Annotated in this window: 14 protein-coding genes; 1 reads left to right on the top strand and 13 read right to left on the bottom strand. The window is 64.8% G+C overall.

What is annotated here, in order from left to right; translation table 11 throughout:
• The 6 genes from GRZ55_RS23675 to GRZ55_RS00030 form a co-directional block, all read right to left on the bottom strand.
• A partial coding sequence (locus GRZ55_RS23675; RefSeq protein WP_210257160.1) for an ABC transporter ATP-binding protein occupies nucleotides 1-1,161 on the bottom strand: 1,161 nt, incomplete at its 3' end.
• On the bottom strand, nucleotides 1,154-1,888 hold the full coding sequence (locus tag GRZ55_RS00010; RefSeq protein ID WP_169284838.1) for an ABC transporter ATP-binding protein: 735 nt from the start codon (nucleotides 1,886-1,888) through the stop codon (nucleotides 1,154-1,156). The genes GRZ55_RS00010 and GRZ55_RS23675, both read right to left, overlap by 8 nt.
• Complete coding sequence (locus tag GRZ55_RS00015; protein ID WP_169284839.1) at nucleotides 1,885-2,856, bottom strand: branched-chain amino acid ABC transporter permease; 972 nt, start codon at nucleotides 2,854-2,856, stop codon at nucleotides 1,885-1,887. The genes GRZ55_RS00010 and GRZ55_RS00015 overlap by 4 nt, the downstream gene beginning before the upstream one ends.
• Nucleotides 2,853-3,719, bottom strand: a complete 867-nt coding sequence (locus GRZ55_RS00020; protein ID WP_169284840.1) for a branched-chain amino acid ABC transporter permease — start codon at nucleotides 3,717-3,719, stop codon at nucleotides 2,853-2,855. The genes GRZ55_RS00015 and GRZ55_RS00020 overlap by 4 nt, the downstream gene beginning before the upstream one ends.
• A gap of 77 nt (nucleotides 3,720-3,796) precedes the next feature.
• Nucleotides 3,797-4,990, bottom strand: a complete 1,194-nt coding sequence (locus tag GRZ55_RS00025) for an amino acid ABC transporter substrate-binding protein (protein WP_169284841.1) — start codon at nucleotides 4,988-4,990, stop codon at nucleotides 3,797-3,799.
• 59 nt (nucleotides 4,991-5,049) lie between these two features.
• Nucleotides 5,050-6,459 carry an aldehyde dehydrogenase gene (locus tag GRZ55_RS00030; protein ID WP_169285529.1) on the bottom strand — a complete coding sequence of 470 codons (1,410 nt, stop codon included), beginning with the start codon at nucleotides 6,457-6,459 and terminating at the stop codon, nucleotides 5,050-5,052.
• A gap of 247 nt (nucleotides 6,460-6,706) precedes the next feature.
• Here GRZ55_RS00030 and GRZ55_RS00035 point away from each other — a divergent pair, with 247 nt between their 5' ends.
• Nucleotides 6,707-7,573 carry an AraC family transcriptional regulator gene (locus GRZ55_RS00035; RefSeq protein WP_169284842.1) on the top strand — a complete coding sequence of 289 codons (867 nt, stop codon included), beginning with the start codon at nucleotides 6,707-6,709 and terminating at the stop codon, nucleotides 7,571-7,573.
• Between the two features lie 3 nt (nucleotides 7,574-7,576).
• Here GRZ55_RS00035 and GRZ55_RS00040 read toward each other — a convergent pair whose 3' ends face one another.
• The 7 genes from GRZ55_RS00040 to GRZ55_RS00070 form a co-directional block, all read right to left on the bottom strand.
• On the bottom strand, nucleotides 7,577-8,854 hold the full coding sequence (locus GRZ55_RS00040) for an amidohydrolase family protein (RefSeq protein WP_169284843.1): 1,278 nt from the start codon (nucleotides 8,852-8,854) through the stop codon (nucleotides 7,577-7,579).
• Entirely contained in the window at nucleotides 8,851-9,789 is a 939-nt protein-coding gene (locus tag GRZ55_RS00045; protein ID WP_169284844.1) for an ABC transporter permease, read from the bottom strand. Before GRZ55_RS00045 ends, GRZ55_RS00040 begins: the two co-directional genes overlap by 4 nt.
• A 226-nt stretch (nucleotides 9,790-10,015) precedes the next feature.
• Entirely contained in the window at nucleotides 10,016-11,065 is a 1,050-nt protein-coding gene (locus GRZ55_RS00050; protein ID WP_169284845.1) for an ABC transporter permease, read from the bottom strand.
• Nucleotides 11,065-12,585 (bottom strand): ABC transporter ATP-binding protein, encoded by a 1,521-nt coding sequence (locus tag GRZ55_RS00055; RefSeq protein WP_169284846.1) that lies wholly within the window; start codon nucleotides 12,583-12,585, stop codon nucleotides 11,065-11,067. Before GRZ55_RS00055 ends, GRZ55_RS00050 begins: the two co-directional genes overlap by 1 nt.
• Nucleotides 12,586-12,724: 139 nt before the next feature.
• Nucleotides 12,725-13,762: a BMP family protein gene (locus GRZ55_RS00060; RefSeq protein WP_169284847.1), complete on the bottom strand. Its 1,038-nt coding sequence runs from the start codon at nucleotides 13,760-13,762 to the stop codon at nucleotides 12,725-12,727.
• A 120-nt stretch (nucleotides 13,763-13,882) separates the two neighbouring features.
• Nucleotides 13,883-14,539: a ribosome biogenesis GTP-binding protein YihA/YsxC gene (yihA, locus tag GRZ55_RS00065; RefSeq protein ID WP_169285530.1), complete on the bottom strand. Its 657-nt coding sequence runs from the start codon at nucleotides 14,537-14,539 to the stop codon at nucleotides 13,883-13,885.
• Nucleotides 14,540-14,548: 9 nt separating this feature from the next.
• Nucleotides 14,549-15,187, bottom strand: coding sequence for a CatB-related O-acetyltransferase (locus GRZ55_RS00070; protein WP_169284848.1), 639 nt, complete (start codon nucleotides 15,185-15,187; stop codon nucleotides 14,549-14,551).
• Between the last annotated feature and the right edge of the window lie 92 nt (nucleotides 15,188-15,279).

Here is a 15,279-nt window from a genome sequence, read left to right on the forward strand (position 1 = left end):
CGACGCCGGAGCGGCGGGCGCGGGTGGCGTCTCGGACGCCTGCGCGTCGCCTTCCGGCATGTGGGCGAAAGCGCTCGGCCGCGGGCCGGAAAGGCGCTGCGAGCGGACATGCCGGGCGAGCCGCTCGCCCGCCGCGTGCGCAAGCCGGCCGGCATCGGTCGACAGGGTCTGGGCGTCGTTGGAAACCATCGGCCTGCTCCTCTCAGCTGGGATATGGGCGGGGGCGGCGATCTCCGCAAAGGGGTCGCCGCCAGCCTTCGCGTCGTACCGGCCGACAAAGGCGCTCGGGACGCTTGCCTCGCGCCGCACGAAGCGGATGAAGGCCGCCTGGATGGCGCCGGCGCGGCTTGCCAGTTCGCCCATGAAGCGGCCCATCGCCTCGAGCGTCGACGGCAGCGCGAAGGGAGCCGGCAGCCTGATCTTGCGGCTTGCCGTCTGCGGCTTCTTCTCGGTGGCGCCGCCGAGATAGGCGTTGATCACCGCCGGGTCCTCGGCCAGCGCGGCGGCCGTGTTCTCGCCGGTGATGAGCCCGTTCTCGATCAGATAGCCGCGATCGGCGATCTTCAGGCTTTGCTTGGCATTCTGCTCGACGAGCAGGATCCCGACGCCGGTCGCCGCGATGGCGCGCAGCGACTTGAAGAGGTCCTTGGTGAGCAGCGGCGACAGGCCGAGCGAGGGTTCGTCCAGCATCAGGATGTTGGGTTTCGACATCAGCGCGCGGCCGATGGCCACCATCTGCTGCTCGCCGCCCGACATGGTGCGCACGACCTGGCCCTTGCGTTCGGCCAGTCGCGGGAACAGCTCGTAGATGCGCTTCAGCGTGGCGGATTCGAGGTTGCGGGCGCGGCGCGCGAAGGCACCCAGCTGCAGGTTCTCGCCCACCGTCAGATCGCCGAAGATGCCGCGGCCCTCCGGCACCAGCGCGATGCCCTCCTCCACGATCCGGTGCGGTCTCATCCCGGTGATCGTTTTGCCGTTCATGACGATCTCGCTGCCGGCCTCGACCTTGACCATGCCGGAAATGGCCTTGAGCAGGCTCGACTTGCCGGCGCCGTTGGCACCCAGGATGACGCAGATCTCGCCCTTCTCGACCTTGACCGAGACGCTCTCAAGGGCCAGGTGGTGGCCGTAGCGCACACCCACGTTGCGGATCTCAAGCATCCTCGTCGTCTCCCAGATAGGCGCGCATCACCTCTGGATCCGACAGCACCGCGCCGACCTCTCCCTCCGCGATCTTGTGGCCGGTGTTCATGACCACGCAGCGGTCGCACAGGGCACGGATGGCGTCCATCACGTGCTCGACCATGATGATGGTACGCCCCTCATTACCCAGTTCCTCGATCAGCGAGATGCCGATCTGGAGCTCGCTCGGATTGAGGCCGGCCAGCCACTCGTCGAGCAGCAGGAGTTTCGGGTTCGAGGCGAGCGCACGGGCGAGTTCGATACGCTTCTGATCGATATAGGTGAGCGCGGAGACCGGCAGATGGGCCCGCTTTTCCAGCCCGACACGGGCCAGGAGGTCGCGCGCCACGTCGCGCGCCTCGTCGCCCCACAGGCGGGCATGCCCGAACACGGCACCCGCCATCACGTTGCGCTCGGCCGACATGGATGGCAGGACGCGCACGAGCTGGAAGGTGCGGGCCACGCCCTTCTGGGCGATCTCGTGCGGCGACTTGCCGGAAATGCGCTCGGCGCCCAGCCGGATCTCGCCGGCGGTCGGCTTGAGGGCTCCCGAGATAAGGTTGAGCATCGTGGTCTTTCCGGAGCCGTTCGGTCCGATCAGTCCCAGAAGCTCGCCCTCGCGAACCTCGAAATCGACGTCGTTGACGGCGACCAGGCCGCCGAACTGCTTGCGGGCGGCGTTGACGGTGAGGGCCGGCGTGCTCATGCGGGCTTCTCCTCGCTCACCGCCTCGGGCTTGGGCTGGCGATGGCGCAACCTCTCGCGCAGCTGTTCGAGCCGTCCGGTCACGCCGTTCGGCAACAGATAGACGATCGCCAGAAAGGCAATGCCCATGACGATGTAGGTGTGGTTGGGGAAACGGGACGAAACGATGTCCATCAGGATGGTGAAGGGGATGACGCCCACGAGCGGCCCCCATAGCCGTTTCGTGCCGCCGAGCAGCGCCATGATGACGACCAGGAAGGAGATCATGGGATTGAAGGCGGAGGGCGGCTGGATATAGGCGTAGCGCGGCGCCATGATGGCCCCGGCGATGCCGATGAAGGCGCCCGAAATCATGAACAGCAGGATCTTGGCGCGGGCGGTGTCGATGCCCGAGTGCTTGGCGACCGTCTCGTCATTGCCGATGATCTCCATCGCGAAGCCGAGCCGCGAGCGGTTGATCAGCCAGCCGGTCAGGAACACGACCACGGTGAGCGCCAGCAACATCCAGAGGATGTGCATCTCGCGGATGTCGGTGAAGACATAGAGGCCCATGCGGCCGGTGAATTTCGACTGCGACCAGGAGACGAGCTGGCGCACGAGTTCCGCAAGACCGAGCGTGAAGACAACGAAGTAGACACCCGATATGCGCAAGGTGGCCGCGCCGACAATGCCGGCGAGAAGGGCGGCCGCAACGGCGCCGACGCCGACAAGCACGGGGAACGGCAGATGGTCGATGCCCAGACCCACCGCGTAAGTGCCAATGCCGAAGAAGGCCGCGGTGGCAAGCGACACGTAGTGGGTCGGGCCGGAAAACAGCGTCCAGGCGGTGCACAAAGCCGCGTAGAGCATGATGTTGACCGTCAGCGACAGATAGAAGCCGTTGTCGAAGAAGGGCAGGAGTGCGACCAGCGCCACGACGACGGCACCGATGACGCCGATACGGATTTCCTCGGTGGTAAGCCGCGTCATGATTGCTGCCTTCCGAAGATGCCCTGCGGCCGGACCATCAGGACGAGAATGAAAAGCGCATAGGTTGCGGCAAGCGTCAGCCCCGGGTCGATCAGGGTCGCCACCGCCGTCTCGGTGATCCCGAGAACCATGGCCGCGATGACGGCCCCGCGCACGTCGCCGACGCCGCCCATGATCACGATGATAAGCGCCTTCATGGTGAAGACCACGCCCATCGAGGCATTGAAGGTATAGAAGGTCGACAGCAACGCACCCCCGCAGGCGGTCAGCGCGCCCCCCAGCGCGAATGCGATCATGGCAGTTCTGGCCACATCGATCGCGACCAGATTTGCAGAGGTCGGATCGACCGCAACCGCGCGCACGGCGGTGCCCTGCCTTGTGTGGAAAAGATAGACGTAGAGCGCCGCGGCGATGATCGCGGCGACAGCGAAGGCCACCACGCGATTGAGCCCATAGGCGCTGCCGAGGATCACGAAGCGCTCGGCCAGGAACGTGTAGGAGAAATAGGCGCCGCCAAAGCCGAGGATCATCAGGCCCTGGAGAAGGAAAAGCAGACCGAAGGTCGCGAGGATGGAATCCACCTCCAACTGACCACGGTTCTTGGCCCGGTCGACCAGCGGCTTCAGGAGAAACCAGTAGATCGCGCCGTTCACGACGAAGGCCAGAGGCGCGATGACCAGCAGACCCAGGAGCGGGTTGATATGGTAGGCGGTGAACAGCCAGAAGGCGATGAAGCAGGCCGCCACGAAGGTCTCGCCATTGGCGAGATTCATGATGCGCGCCACGCCGTATTGCAGCGTGAGGCCCATGGCGATCAGTGCGTAGGTTCCACCAAGCAATATGCCCGTGACAAGGATGGTCATGTCTTCACTCTGTTGCCCCATCGAGACGTCGGCGCGGAGGACCGCGCCGACGCGTTTTGTTGATCAGTAGCGGGAGATTACTCCCAGCCTTCCTTGCGAACCGGCTCTGCGGAGACGTCGAGACCATCGGCCGCAACCGCCACGAAGACGCCATCGCGCCACTGGCCCGTGGTGTAGACGTTCGGGTTGACGTTGTTCTCGAAGGTCACTTCGCCGATGACCGTATCGAAGGTGCCCGACTTGATCGCCTCGATCACCTCGGCCCGGTCGATCGTCCCTGCAGCCTCGATGGCCTGCTCGAGGACCTGCAGCCCCGCATAGGTCGTGGCACTGGCCCAGAAGTCGGGACCGGCGCCAGCGGACGCATTGTGCCGCTCGATGTAGTCGGCGATCTTCGGATCTTCGACATTGATGCCGCCGATGCCGAGGACGCCCTCGGCTGCTGCACCGAACCGGCCGACATAAGGCGGGAAGGCAGTGCCGACGCCGGTGTAGAACGCGCCGACGTCGAGGCCCTGAATCTGGGCCTGCTCGGTGAGCGCAAAGGTGTCGCCCGGATAGGAGAACGCCACGAAGGAATCAGGATTGGCGGCAGCAGCACCACTGATGATGGGAGCCACGTCCTGGGTGCCGAGCGGATATGAGGCTTCGTAGACGATCTCGAAACCGGCTTCTTCGAGTTCGCCCTTGGCCGCGTTCACCAGTTCGAGGCCGAAGGCGTCGGCGACGTGTACCAAGGCAACGGTGTCGCCAATGTCGCCATTGTCGCGAAGCTTGATCAGCGTCTGGACGGCACCCTCGGCGAGCTGCGTAGCCGTGCCGAGCATCCAGAACGAGTTCGGCCAGCGCTCGGCGAACTCAGCCACGCCATCGGTCGCCGCGCTCGTGGTGATGTGCGGATAGCCGTACTGGGCGATCATCGGCGCCGTGGCGACGTTGATGCCGGTCGAGTAGGGCGTGATGAGGAAATCGACCTGATCCTGGGTTGCCAGGCGCTGGATGTTCTGAATGGCCGTTTCGGCGCTGGTCTGATCGTCATACTCGATCAGTTCGATCTGCATCTGCTGATCGCCCACCTGCAGGCCGCCGCGCTCGTTGACCTCGTTCACCCACATGTGGACGTTCGGCCAATGGGTCATGGCGGCGCCGCCCGCCAGCGGGCCCGACTTCGGCGCGCTGGCGCCGATCTTGATGGTGTCGGCGGATGCCGCACCGGCGAATGACAGCGCCGCAGCCGATGCCGCAAGTGCCAGGAATGTACGTCTGATCATGTCTTCCTCCCTTTCGTCTCACTGGATAGTTGCAAGCGGGTATCCCGCATGCCGTAATCTCAGATCGGATAGTCGACCTTTCCGGTCTGAATCGTCAGCCACCGCAACTCGGTGAATTCTTCTATGCCCGCCTTGCCGCCGAAACGGCCGTAACCCGACGATTTGACGCCGCCGAAAGGCATTTGTGGCTCGTCATGGATCGTCGAGGAATTGATGTGGCAGATGCCGGTCTCCAGTCGCCGCGCCACATCGAGCGCCCGCGTGACGTCCCGCCCGAAGACCGCGGCCGAGAGGCCGTATTCGGTGTCATTGGCGATCGAAACGGCTTCATCGACATCCACGAAGCGAATGAGCGAGGCGACCGGCCCGAAGGTCTCCTCGTGATAGACGCGCATGTTGGGCGTGATGCCGTCGAGCACCGTTGCATCGACCCAGGCGCCCTGCTGGCTGCCGCCGGCGATCAGGCGCGCACCCTTCTGCAGGGCATCGTCGATCAATCCCTTCACGCGGATGGCGGCGTGTTCGCCGATCAGCGGCCCGATGCGGCTGCCTTCCGTGCGCGGATCACCGGCGGTGATCGAATTGGCAAGGTCTGCCAGCCGTTCGATGAAGGCATCGGCCACGTCGTCATGAACGATGATGCGCTCGGTCGACATGCAGATCTGGCCCTGGAAGGCGAAGGCCCCGTAAGCCGCCGCGCGGGCCGCCTCGTCCAGATCGGCATCGTCCAGAACGATGAGCGGCGCCTTGCCGCCCAGTTCCAGCAAAGCTCTTTTCAGGTGCCGGGCACAGAGATCGGCGATGACCCGGCCGGTGCGCGTGGAGCCGGTGAAATTGATCCGGCGAACGGCCGGATGCGCGATGAGGGCTTCCACCACCTCGGCCGCCGAACGATCCGGCGTGTGGAGGATCGAGAGGACGCCATCGGGCAGGCCAGCGGCGGCGAAGATGTCCCCCAGCAGCGAATGGACCCCGGGGCAGAACTCCGAGGCCTTGAAGACGACGGTGTTGCCGCAGGCGAGCGGCGTGGCGAGTGCGCGGCAGCCGAGTACGATGGGCGCGTTCCAGGGCGCCATGGACAGCACCACACCACAGGGCTGGCGTACCGACATCGCGAGCGAGCCAGGGCGGTCTGCCGGAATGACCTCGCCGGAAATCTGGGTGGTCATGGCGGCGGCCTCACGGAGGATGGAGGCGCCGAGCCTGATGTTGAGTTCACCCCAGGCCCGCGTTCCGCCGGTTTCCGCGCAGATGAGGGCGATGACGTCTTCCGATCGCTCGATCATGATGTCGGCGGCGCGCATGATGATCTCGCGGCGCGCTGACGGCGACATGCTCGACCACGCAGGAAAGGCGGAAGCCGCGACATTGGCCGCATGGCGCGCATCGGCGACGGTGGCCGCCGGCACGCGCGTGACGACCTCGCCCGAAACGGGGTTCGCCCGTTCGAGATAGGGACCGTCGGACATGACGGCTTCCTGCGTCTTGATTGACGCCTGGTCGTTCAATGCAAGCCTCCCTTGACGAATATTCGGCTGCACAGGCTTGGCCTTCTCGCTCCCGGCCCAGCGCGCAGTTCTTCGTCCCAGCTACAACACCTCCAAACGATGCCGACGAGAATGCAAAAAACTGGCTATCACTTGCGGGAAAATGGTAACCCTGATCGATTCTCGGCGAATGGGCATAAGCCCGGCTGCCAGTATGGAGGCAATTGCCATGCGCGTGGAAAGGATCGACAGCAGCCTGCATGCGCGCTTCTGGTCCTTCAACCGGCGGCCGGCGGAGGCCGAACGACAGGTGGTCCTGCTTCTGGACGGCTCCGGCGAGGCTGAGGTCGAGACGCGATACGCGATCGCATCGCCAGCGCTGCTCTGGCTGGGCGACCTGAAGCCCGGCCGGCTGCGCACGGAGGCGGGCGCGACGGGGTTTCGCGGCACCATCTCCAACGACCTCATCATCGCGTCGATCGGCGATCTGCCGGAATCGGTGGACCTGCGCTATCTGGTCGACAGGGATTTCGTGCTCTCACTGGCGGGCGCACCGGACCAGATCGGGGTGCTGGAGCGCTGTTTCAACGCTGTATCGCTCGAGAACCAGCTGCCGCGTGAGGCCTCCTCGCTGCTCCTGTCTGCGCTCCTGCGCATTATCCTTGTGGTGATGCTGCGCCAATCCAGCGGCAGCGAGTTGATGTTGCCTGGCGTCGGCGAAAAGGCGGGCCTCCTGCAGCGTTTCCGGCAATTGGTGGAGATGAACTTCCGGGCGCATTGGACGATCGGTCAGTATGCCGATGCGCTCGGCATATCCTCCGACCGGCTGCACGCGATCTGCACCACCGGCATCGGCAAACCGCCCAAGGCGCTCGTCTCGGAAAGGCTCGCCCAGGAGGCCGTGCAGCGCATGGAGCGCTCGTCCATCACCATCCAGCAACTCGGCCATTCACTGGGCTTCAACGATCCAGCGCATTTTTCCAGCTTCTTCAAACGTATGACCGGCATGGCGCCGAGCCGCTATCGCGAACTCATGGTGAAGTCGCGCGCCGACGGTCAGAGCCCCCAGCAGAAGCGCTTCGCGGACTGGCCCTGAACGCTAATGCTCGTGGCGCCGGGAGACGAGGTCAGGGCGGCCCGGCAGCCGAAGCCGGGCATGTGCGGCTGGTCGCTCGGAAACGATTTTTCCACTCGCGATGACGCAGAGACGCTGGGCTCGCAGCCGGATGGCCTCAACGGGATCGGCGGCGTCCAGCACCAGGAGGCTGGCCTTCTTGCCGGCTGACAGCCCGTAATCATCGAGCCCCATGATCGCGGCGTTCTCGACGGTCACCATATCGAAGCAGCGCTTCATGTCGGCGGGACTGGTCATCTGCGCCACGTGCAGGCCCATGAAGGCGACATCGAGCATGTCAGCCGTGCCGAGTGGGTACCAGGGGTCGAGCACGCAGTCCTGGCCGAAGCCGACGCGGATGCCATGGGCCAGCATCTCCGGCACGCGGGTCATGCCGCGGCGCTTGGGATAGGTGTCGTGGCGGCCCTGGATGACGATGTTGATCAGCGGGTTGGGCACGGCGGAAACCTGCGCCTCTGCCATCAGCGGCAGGAGCTTGGAGACGTAATAATTATCCATCGAGTGCATGGAGGTGAGATGCGAGCCGTTGACGCGGCCCTGGAGCCCGAGCCGCTGCGTCTCGTAGGCAAGCTGCTCCACATGGCGCGACATCGGATCGTCGGTCTCGTCGCAATGCATGTCGACGCGAAGTCCGCGCTCGGCGGCGATCTCGCAGAGTTCGGTCACCGAGCGACGGCCATCTTCCATCGTGCGCTCGAAATGCGGGATGCCGCCGACTACCTCGACGCCCATGTCGAGCGCGCGGATGGTATTCTCGCGCGCCGTCGGCGAACGGTAGAATCCGTCCTGCGGGAAGGCGACGAGTTGCAGGTCGATATAGGAAGCAACCTCCTTCTTAACCTCGAGCAGCGCCTCGACGGCGAGGTGGCGGTCGTCGCAGGTGTCGACATGCGAGCGGATGGCGAGCAGGCCCATCGAGACGGCCCAGTCGCAATAGGCGAGCGCCCTCTCCTTCACCGCCTCATGCGTGAGAAGCGGTTTCAGTTCGCCCCACAGGCCGATGCCTTCCAGCAATGTGCCGGACTTGTTGATGCGCGGGATGCCGTAGGAGAGCGTCGCATCCATGTGGAAATGCGGGTCGACGAAGGGCGGCGACACGAGGCAACCCGAGGCGTCGACCACCTGGCCGGCCTCCGCCTCGATATCCGGCTCGACCGCCGCGATGCGGTCGCCGCGAATGGCTATATCCGCCTTTGTCCGATCGGGCAGCGTGCCCCCTCTGACGATCATGTCGAAGCTCATCTCTCGCCTTTCTGGTACGGCACCATCAGCGCCTTGGGATAGGACGCGCGGCGCGACATCACGATCAACGCCAGGATCGACAGCACATAGGGCATCATCAGGAACAGCTGGTAAGGGATGCCTTCGGCCACCTGCTGAAGGCGGATCTGGTAGGCGTCGAAAGCGGCAAACAGGATGGCGCCCAGAAGCGCCTTGCCCGGCCGCCACGAGCCGAACACCACCAGCGCGATGCACACCCAGCCGCGGCCATTGACCATCTCGAAGAAGAAGGAGGAAAAGGCCGACATGGTCAGGAAGGCGCCGCCGACGGCCATCAGCGCGCTGCCGACCATGACCGCGCCCATGCGGATGGCGGTGACCGACATGCCTTGCGCCTCGACGGCGGCCGGGTTCTCGCCGGCCGCCCGGACCGCGAGCCCCAGCGGCGTGCGGTAGAGCACCCAGGCCACGAGGCCCACGGTGATGAAGGCCAGATAGGTGAGCGGCGTCTGGTTGAAGAGCGCCGGGCCTATCAGCGGGATATCGGAGAGGTAGGGAACGGCGAACGGCCGGAAGGGCTCGATGCGCGGCGGCGAGGTGACCTCGGGCAGCACGAGCCGGTAGACGAAATAGGTCAGGCTCGTCGCCAGCAGCGTGATGCCGATGCCCACCACGTGCTGGGAAAGCCCGAGCGGCACGGTCAGCGTCGCATGCAGCGCGCCGAACATGGCGCCTGCCAGCGCCGCGACCGCCACGCCCGTCCACAGATCGCCGCCCGAATAGACGGTGAACCAGCCGGCAAAGGCGCCCGCCGTCATGATGCCCTCGATGCCGAGATTGAGCACGCCCGCCCGCTCGCAGATCAACTCGCCCATGGTGGCGAAGATCAGTGGCGAGGCGATGCGGATGGCGGCGACCCAGAAGGAGGCGGTGAAGAGGATCTCGAGCGCTTCCATTACGCGCATTCCCCGAACGGCTGAACCTGGACCTGCGCCCCCTCCACCATGCTTCGCATGGTCCCTTGGGGCGAGTCGCTTGCCTCGCCCGTCCTTCGGACCCCCCGCTTCGCAGGGGAGGATAGGCCGTCGCGGCCATATGCGCCCTCAATCCTCCCCCGTTTACGGGGGAGGGGGACCGCCGAAGGCGGTGGAGGCGGCGCATCACGACCGGGTCCGATCATCCCTACCTCCACCTGATCCGGAAACGCGACAGCATGATCGCGGTGACCATGGTGAGCAGCGCCGTGGCGACCATCACATTGGCGATGTAGCTCGGCACGCCGGCGGTGCGGCTCATGGCGTCGGCGCCAACGAAAATGCCGGCCACGAAGATCGCGGCGGCCACGACGCCGAGCGGGTTGAGCATGGCAAGCATGGCGACGACGATGCCGGTATAACCGTAGCCCGGCGACAGCTCGAGGGTGAGGTTGCGCGCCGTGCCCGAGACCTCGGAGAAGCCGGCGAGCGCGGCCAGGCCGCCCGAGATCATTGCCGTTTTCAGGAGCACGCGGTTGACCGGAATGCCGGCAAAACGCGCGGCCTCGGCATTGTGGCCGACGGCGCGCATCTCGTAGCCGAGCGTGGTCTTCTTCATCACGAACCAGACGGCGATCGCCGCAACCACAGCCAGCACGAAGCCGTAATGGAGGCGCAGCCCGGTTACCACGCGGGGCAACCGCGCCTCCGCGATGACACTTGCAGAACGCGGCCATCCCAGCGCCATCGGGTCCTTGAGCACGCCTTCAAGGAGCATGGAAACGAAAAGCAGCACGACGAAGTTGAGGAGTAGCGTGGTGACGACCTCGTCCACGCCCAGCCGGACTTTCAGGAAGGCCGGGCCGAGCAGCATAAGGCCGCCTCCGATCATCGACGCTACAATCAGGACCGGGATCAGTATCGGCGCCGGCAGGGGTAGCGCGCCGGTACCCAGCACCACGGTGACGACTGCGCCGACATAAAGCTGCGCCTCCGCGCCGATGTTCCACAGCTTGGCCCGGAAGGCGACAGCGACCGCAAGGCCCGTGAAGATCAGCGGCGTCGCGCGCGTCAAAGTCTCCAGCGCGGCGAACGGGGTCCCGGCCGCGCCCACCAGCACCAGTTGGAAGACGGAAAATGGCGAGGCGCCTGCGGCCACGACGAGCGCAGAGACAATGACCAGCGTGACCGCCACGGCGCCGAGCGGATAGGCCAGCGATTGCGCGAGCGAGGGCATGGGCTTGGCTTCGAGCCGCATCAGGCGGCCTCCCCGATGCCATGACCCGCCATCAGTTCGCCCAGTTCGGCCACCGAACGTTCACCGCGCTTGGATGGCATCGAGATCTGGCCCTGATAGGCGACAATGACAGTGTCGGAGAGTGCCAGCACCTCGTCCAGGTCCTCTGAGATGAGCAGGACGGCCGCGCCGCGGTCACGCGCCTCAAGCAGCTTGCCATGAACATAGGCGACGGCGCCGACATCGAGCCCGCGCGTTGGCTGGTTGGCCAGAATGACGATCGGGTCGGGATCGAGTGCCCGGCCCAGGATGAGCTTCTGCATGTTTCCGCCCGACAGGAGCCTGATGCGCGTGTCCGGCGACGGGCACTTGACGTCGTAATCGGCAATGAGCCGGCTCGCGAATTCATGTGCCTTTGCCCAATCCATGACGCCACGCCGGCTGAAGGGCTTTTCCCGGTAGCGTTCAGCGACGACGTTTTCAGCCACCGACATGTCGGCGATGCTGCCGACGGCGTGCCGATCTTCGGGGATACGCGCGATGCCCGCCGAAAGCGCCGCACGTGGCGACCAGTCGCCGATCTCCCTTCCGCTCACGATGATACGGCCCGAAGCTGGCCGCTCGACCCCGGCGATCAGTGCCGCAATCGCGCCCTGACCGTTGCCCGAGACCCCGGCAAGGCCGGTGATGGCACCGGCGCGCAGTTCGAACGACAAATTCTGGAGGCGGCTGCCGCCCGAGCGCTGACCTGTCGAGACATTCTCGAAGACGAGCAGCGGCTCGCCGGGGCTGGCCGGGCGCGGCTCCGGCATCTTGACGTCCTGCCCCACCATCAGCGCGGCGAGTTCCTGTCGCGTGGTCTCGGCTGTGCGGCGTTCGCCCACCAGCCAGCCACCGCGCAGCACCAGAACCCGTTCGGAGACGGCCATGACCTCGTTGAGCTTGTGCGATATGAATATGATGGAAAGCCCTTCGGCGACCAGCTTCCTGAGCGTGGCGAAGAGGGCCTCCGTCTCCTGCGGCGTCAGCACGGCCGTCGGCTCGTCAAGGATCAGGATGCGCGCATCGCGATAGAGCGCCTTGAGGATCTCGACCCGCTGACGCTCACCCACGGCGAGCGAGGAGACTGGCGCGAGCGGATCGATCGCCAGGCCGAAATCGGACGACAGCTTGCGAATGCGCGCGACGGCTGCCGCCCGGTCGAGCCGCCAGGACCATTTGCTCTGGGTGCCCAGAACGATGTTTTCCAGCACGCTCATATTGTCGGCCAGCGTGAAGTGCTGGTGGACCATGCCGATGCCGGCCTGAAGCGCCGCCTTGGGATCGCCCGGTGGCAAGGGCTGACCGAAGGCCTCGATACTGCCCTCATCGGCCACGTAGTGGCCGAACAGGATATTCATCAGCGTGGTCTTGCCGGCGCCGTTTTCCCCCAGAAGCGCCACCACTTCGCCCTTCGCGAGGCGAAGGTTGATGGCGTCGTTCGCCACCAGCGCTCCGAAGCGCTTGGTAATGGAGGAGAGATTGAGGACGGTTTCGGGCATCGGAGACGCGGTGATCTGTTCTGGAAGAGCGTCCTACCCTCTCCCGTTACGGAGAAGGGGGTGCGAAGAAGACAGGCGGGATGACGCCGGCGCCATCCCACCCACCCTTGGCAGATTCCTCTCGGGAGGAAAGGAAGGCTCAGCCCGAACGTGGTTCGTCGTCGTTGATGTTGACCACGAAATCGCCGGCCTTGATCTCGGCTTCGCGCTGGGCGACCAGGGCCTTGATGTCGTCTGAAACGCGATCCTCGAAGGTCCCGAGCGGGGCCATCGAGCAGCCGCCGTGCTCCATGAAGGAGTAGACACCGTAATCGGCTGCCTCGAAGGTTCCCGCGCGAACCTCCTCGATCGCTTTGTCGAGCGTCGGCTCGAAATGCCAGATTGCCGAGGCGGCCACCGTGTCGGGATAGTCGGCCTGGGTGTCGATGACATTGCCGATGGCGAGAATGCCCCTTTCCTGGGCGGCATCCGACACACCGAAACGTTCGGCATACATGATGTCGGCGCCCGCATCGATATGAGCGAAGGCGGTCTCCTTGGCAGCCGGCGGATCAAACCAGGAGCCGATGAAGGCGACCTGGAAGCGCGCGTCGGGCGCAATCTCGCGCACGCCGTCCATGAAGGCATGCATGAGGCGGTTGACCTCGGGGATCGGATAGCCGCCGACCAGGCCAATGTTCTTGGTCTCCGTCAGCGAGCCGGCGACGAGGCCGGTGAGATAGGCGGCATCCTGGATGTAGTTGTCGAACACCGCGAAATTGGGCAGCGCGGCGTCTTCCTTGAAACTTGATCCCATCAGGAAGGCTGTGTCGGGATAATCAGCGGCGACCTCGCGCGCGGCATCCTCGACGCCGAAGACCTCGCCGATGATCAGGTCGTGGCCGGCCTCGGCATATTCGCGCATGACGCGCTCGTAGTCGGCGTTGGAGACATTCTCGGTATAGACATATTCGATGTCGCCACGGTCACGCGCGGTGTTGGCAGCGAGATGGATGCGGCTCACCCATTGCTGCTCGGTGGGCACGGTGTAGATCGCGGCGACCTTGATCGGCTCCTGGGCGATGAGACGGCCGGGAAAGCTGCCGATGGCGGCAAGCGAGGCGCTTGCTCCGGCAAGCTGGAGAAGCCGCCGGCGTGAAACGAGTAACTTGTTCCGGGAATTCAGAAAATTCGACATGGTCCACCTCTGGTATGGGGACGTTGCCCCGCTGCTTTTTGATCGTTTGGTCAAGCGTATGTCAGAACTTCGTGAACGGCAATCGGCTCGTGCGGCCATGCACATATTGCGGCGCAACAATCATTTGCCGGCAATCGCCAAGGCAATCGCCGCGCGCAACTCTTCGAGCCCCTGGCCTTTTTCCGAGGAGGTGGCCAGTACCTCGGGGAAAGCGGCCGGGCGCTTCGCGATCTTCGCCAGAGATTCGGAGATCAGGCGCGGCACGCCAGCCTCCTTGATCTTGTCGGTCTTGGTCAGCACGATCTGATAGGAGACGGCCGCCTTGTCGAGAAGGCCCAGCACCTCCTCGTCATTCTTCTTGATGCCGTGGCGCGCGTCGATCAGGACATAGACGCGCTTCAGCGTCACACGACCGCGCAGATAGTCGAAGACAAGCTTCGTCCATTCATCGACCTTCTCCTTGGGCGCCTTTGCATAGCCGTAGCCCGGCATGTCCACGATGGCGAAAGGTGGCAGATCTCCGGGATCACCAGAGAAGCCGCCCGGCACGAAATAATTGAGTTCCTGCGTGCGTCCCGGGGTGTTGGAGGTTCGGGCCAACGCCTTCATGCCGACAAGAGCGTTGATGAGGGAGGACTTGCCGACATTGGACCGGCCGGCGAAGGCGATCTCGGGCGGCCCCTCTGGCGGCAGGAACTTCATCGCCGGCACACCGCGGATGAAGACCCAGTTGCCGGCAAAGAACCGCTCGAGGGAAGTCTCGCCGTCGCCTGTCATCGCCATCGCCTATCCTGCCTCTTCCAATGCGTCCACGCTGCCGCCACGAATGGCGCCGAGATTGCGCGAGATCTTCTCCGGCGGCCAGTTCCACCAGCCGATTGCCAGCAGCCGCGCGACGGTCGCATCATCGAACCTTCGCTTGACCGTTTGCGCCGGGTTGCCCGCCACGATCGCATAAGGCGGAACGTCGCGCGACACCACGGACTTCGCAGCGATCACGGCACCATCCCCGATGGTTACCCCCGGCATGATGGTTGCGTCGTATCCGATCCAGACGTCGTTGCCCACCACCGTATCGCCGCGCACAGCATCTGCCCACGTTTCGGCATCGAAACCTTCTTCCCAGCCCCCTCCGAAGATGTTGAAGGGGTAGGTCGACAGCCCCGACATGGCGTGATTGGCGCCGTTCATGATGAAGCGCACGCCGGCCGCGATGGCGCAGAAGCGACCGATCACCAGACGGTCTTCGATGAACGGGTAGTGGTAGAGGACGCATTTGGCAACGAAATGCTCCGGACCGTCGGGATCGTCATAGTAGGTGTAGTCGCCGATCTCGATGTGCGGGTCGTCGACGAGCGGTTTCAGGAAACCGACCCGGGGCTGGCCGTCCATGGGATGGGGGTTGAGGGGATCTGGTCCGTGCATGCGCCAGACCTCCTTCGATCTGTATTGAGCTGTCGGACCATCGTAGCCAGGGCACGCCATCAATCAATGCAAGACGCGGCCACGAGAAATCA

Origin of the sequence: Chelativorans sp. ZYF759 (assembly GCF_012911015.1) — a bacterium.
In the GTDB taxonomy this organism is placed as follows: domain Bacteria; phylum Pseudomonadota; class Alphaproteobacteria; order Rhizobiales; family Rhizobiaceae; genus ZYF759.

Coding starts and splice junctions, on each gene's coding strand:
- GRZ55_RS00060 (WP_169284847.1), bottom strand. CDS start 13,762: ATGTCGAATTTTCTGAATTCCCGGAACAAGTTACTCGTTTCACGCCGG.
- GRZ55_RS00010 (WP_169284838.1), bottom strand. CDS start 1,888: ATGAGCACGCCGGCCCTCACCGTCAACGCCGCCCGCAAGCAGTTCGGC.
- GRZ55_RS00040 (WP_169284843.1), bottom strand. CDS start 8,854: ATGAGCTTCGACATGATCGTCAGAGGGGGCACGCTGCCCGATCGGACA.
- GRZ55_RS00030 (WP_169285529.1), bottom strand. CDS start 6,459: ATGTCCGACGGTCCCTATCTCGAACGGGCGAACCCCGTTTCGGGCGAG.
- GRZ55_RS00070 (WP_169284848.1), bottom strand. CDS start 15,187: ATGCACGGACCAGATCCCCTCAACCCCCATCCCATGGACGGCCAGCCC.
- GRZ55_RS00015 (WP_169284839.1), bottom strand. CDS start 2,856: ATGACGCGGCTTACCACCGAGGAAATCCGTATCGGCGTCATCGGTGCC.
- GRZ55_RS00050 (WP_169284845.1), bottom strand. CDS start 11,065: ATGCGGCTCGAAGCCAAGCCCATGCCCTCGCTCGCGCAATCGCTGGCC.
- GRZ55_RS00020 (WP_169284840.1), bottom strand. CDS start 3,719: ATGACCATCCTTGTCACGGGCATATTGCTTGGTGGAACCTACGCACTG.
- yihA (WP_169285530.1), bottom strand. CDS start 14,539: ATGACAGGCGACGGCGAGACTTCCCTCGAGCGGTTCTTTGCCGGCAAC.
- GRZ55_RS00055 (WP_169284846.1), bottom strand. CDS start 12,585: ATGCCCGAAACCGTCCTCAATCTCTCCTCCATTACCAAGCGCTTCGGA.
- GRZ55_RS00045 (WP_169284844.1), bottom strand. CDS start 9,789: ATGGAAGCGCTCGAGATCCTCTTCACCGCCTCCTTCTGGGTCGCCGCC.
- GRZ55_RS00025 (WP_169284841.1), bottom strand. CDS start 4,990: ATGATCAGACGTACATTCCTGGCACTTGCGGCATCGGCTGCGGCGCTG.
- GRZ55_RS00035 (WP_169284842.1), top strand. CDS start 6,707: ATGCGCGTGGAAAGGATCGACAGCAGCCTGCATGCGCGCTTCTGGTCC.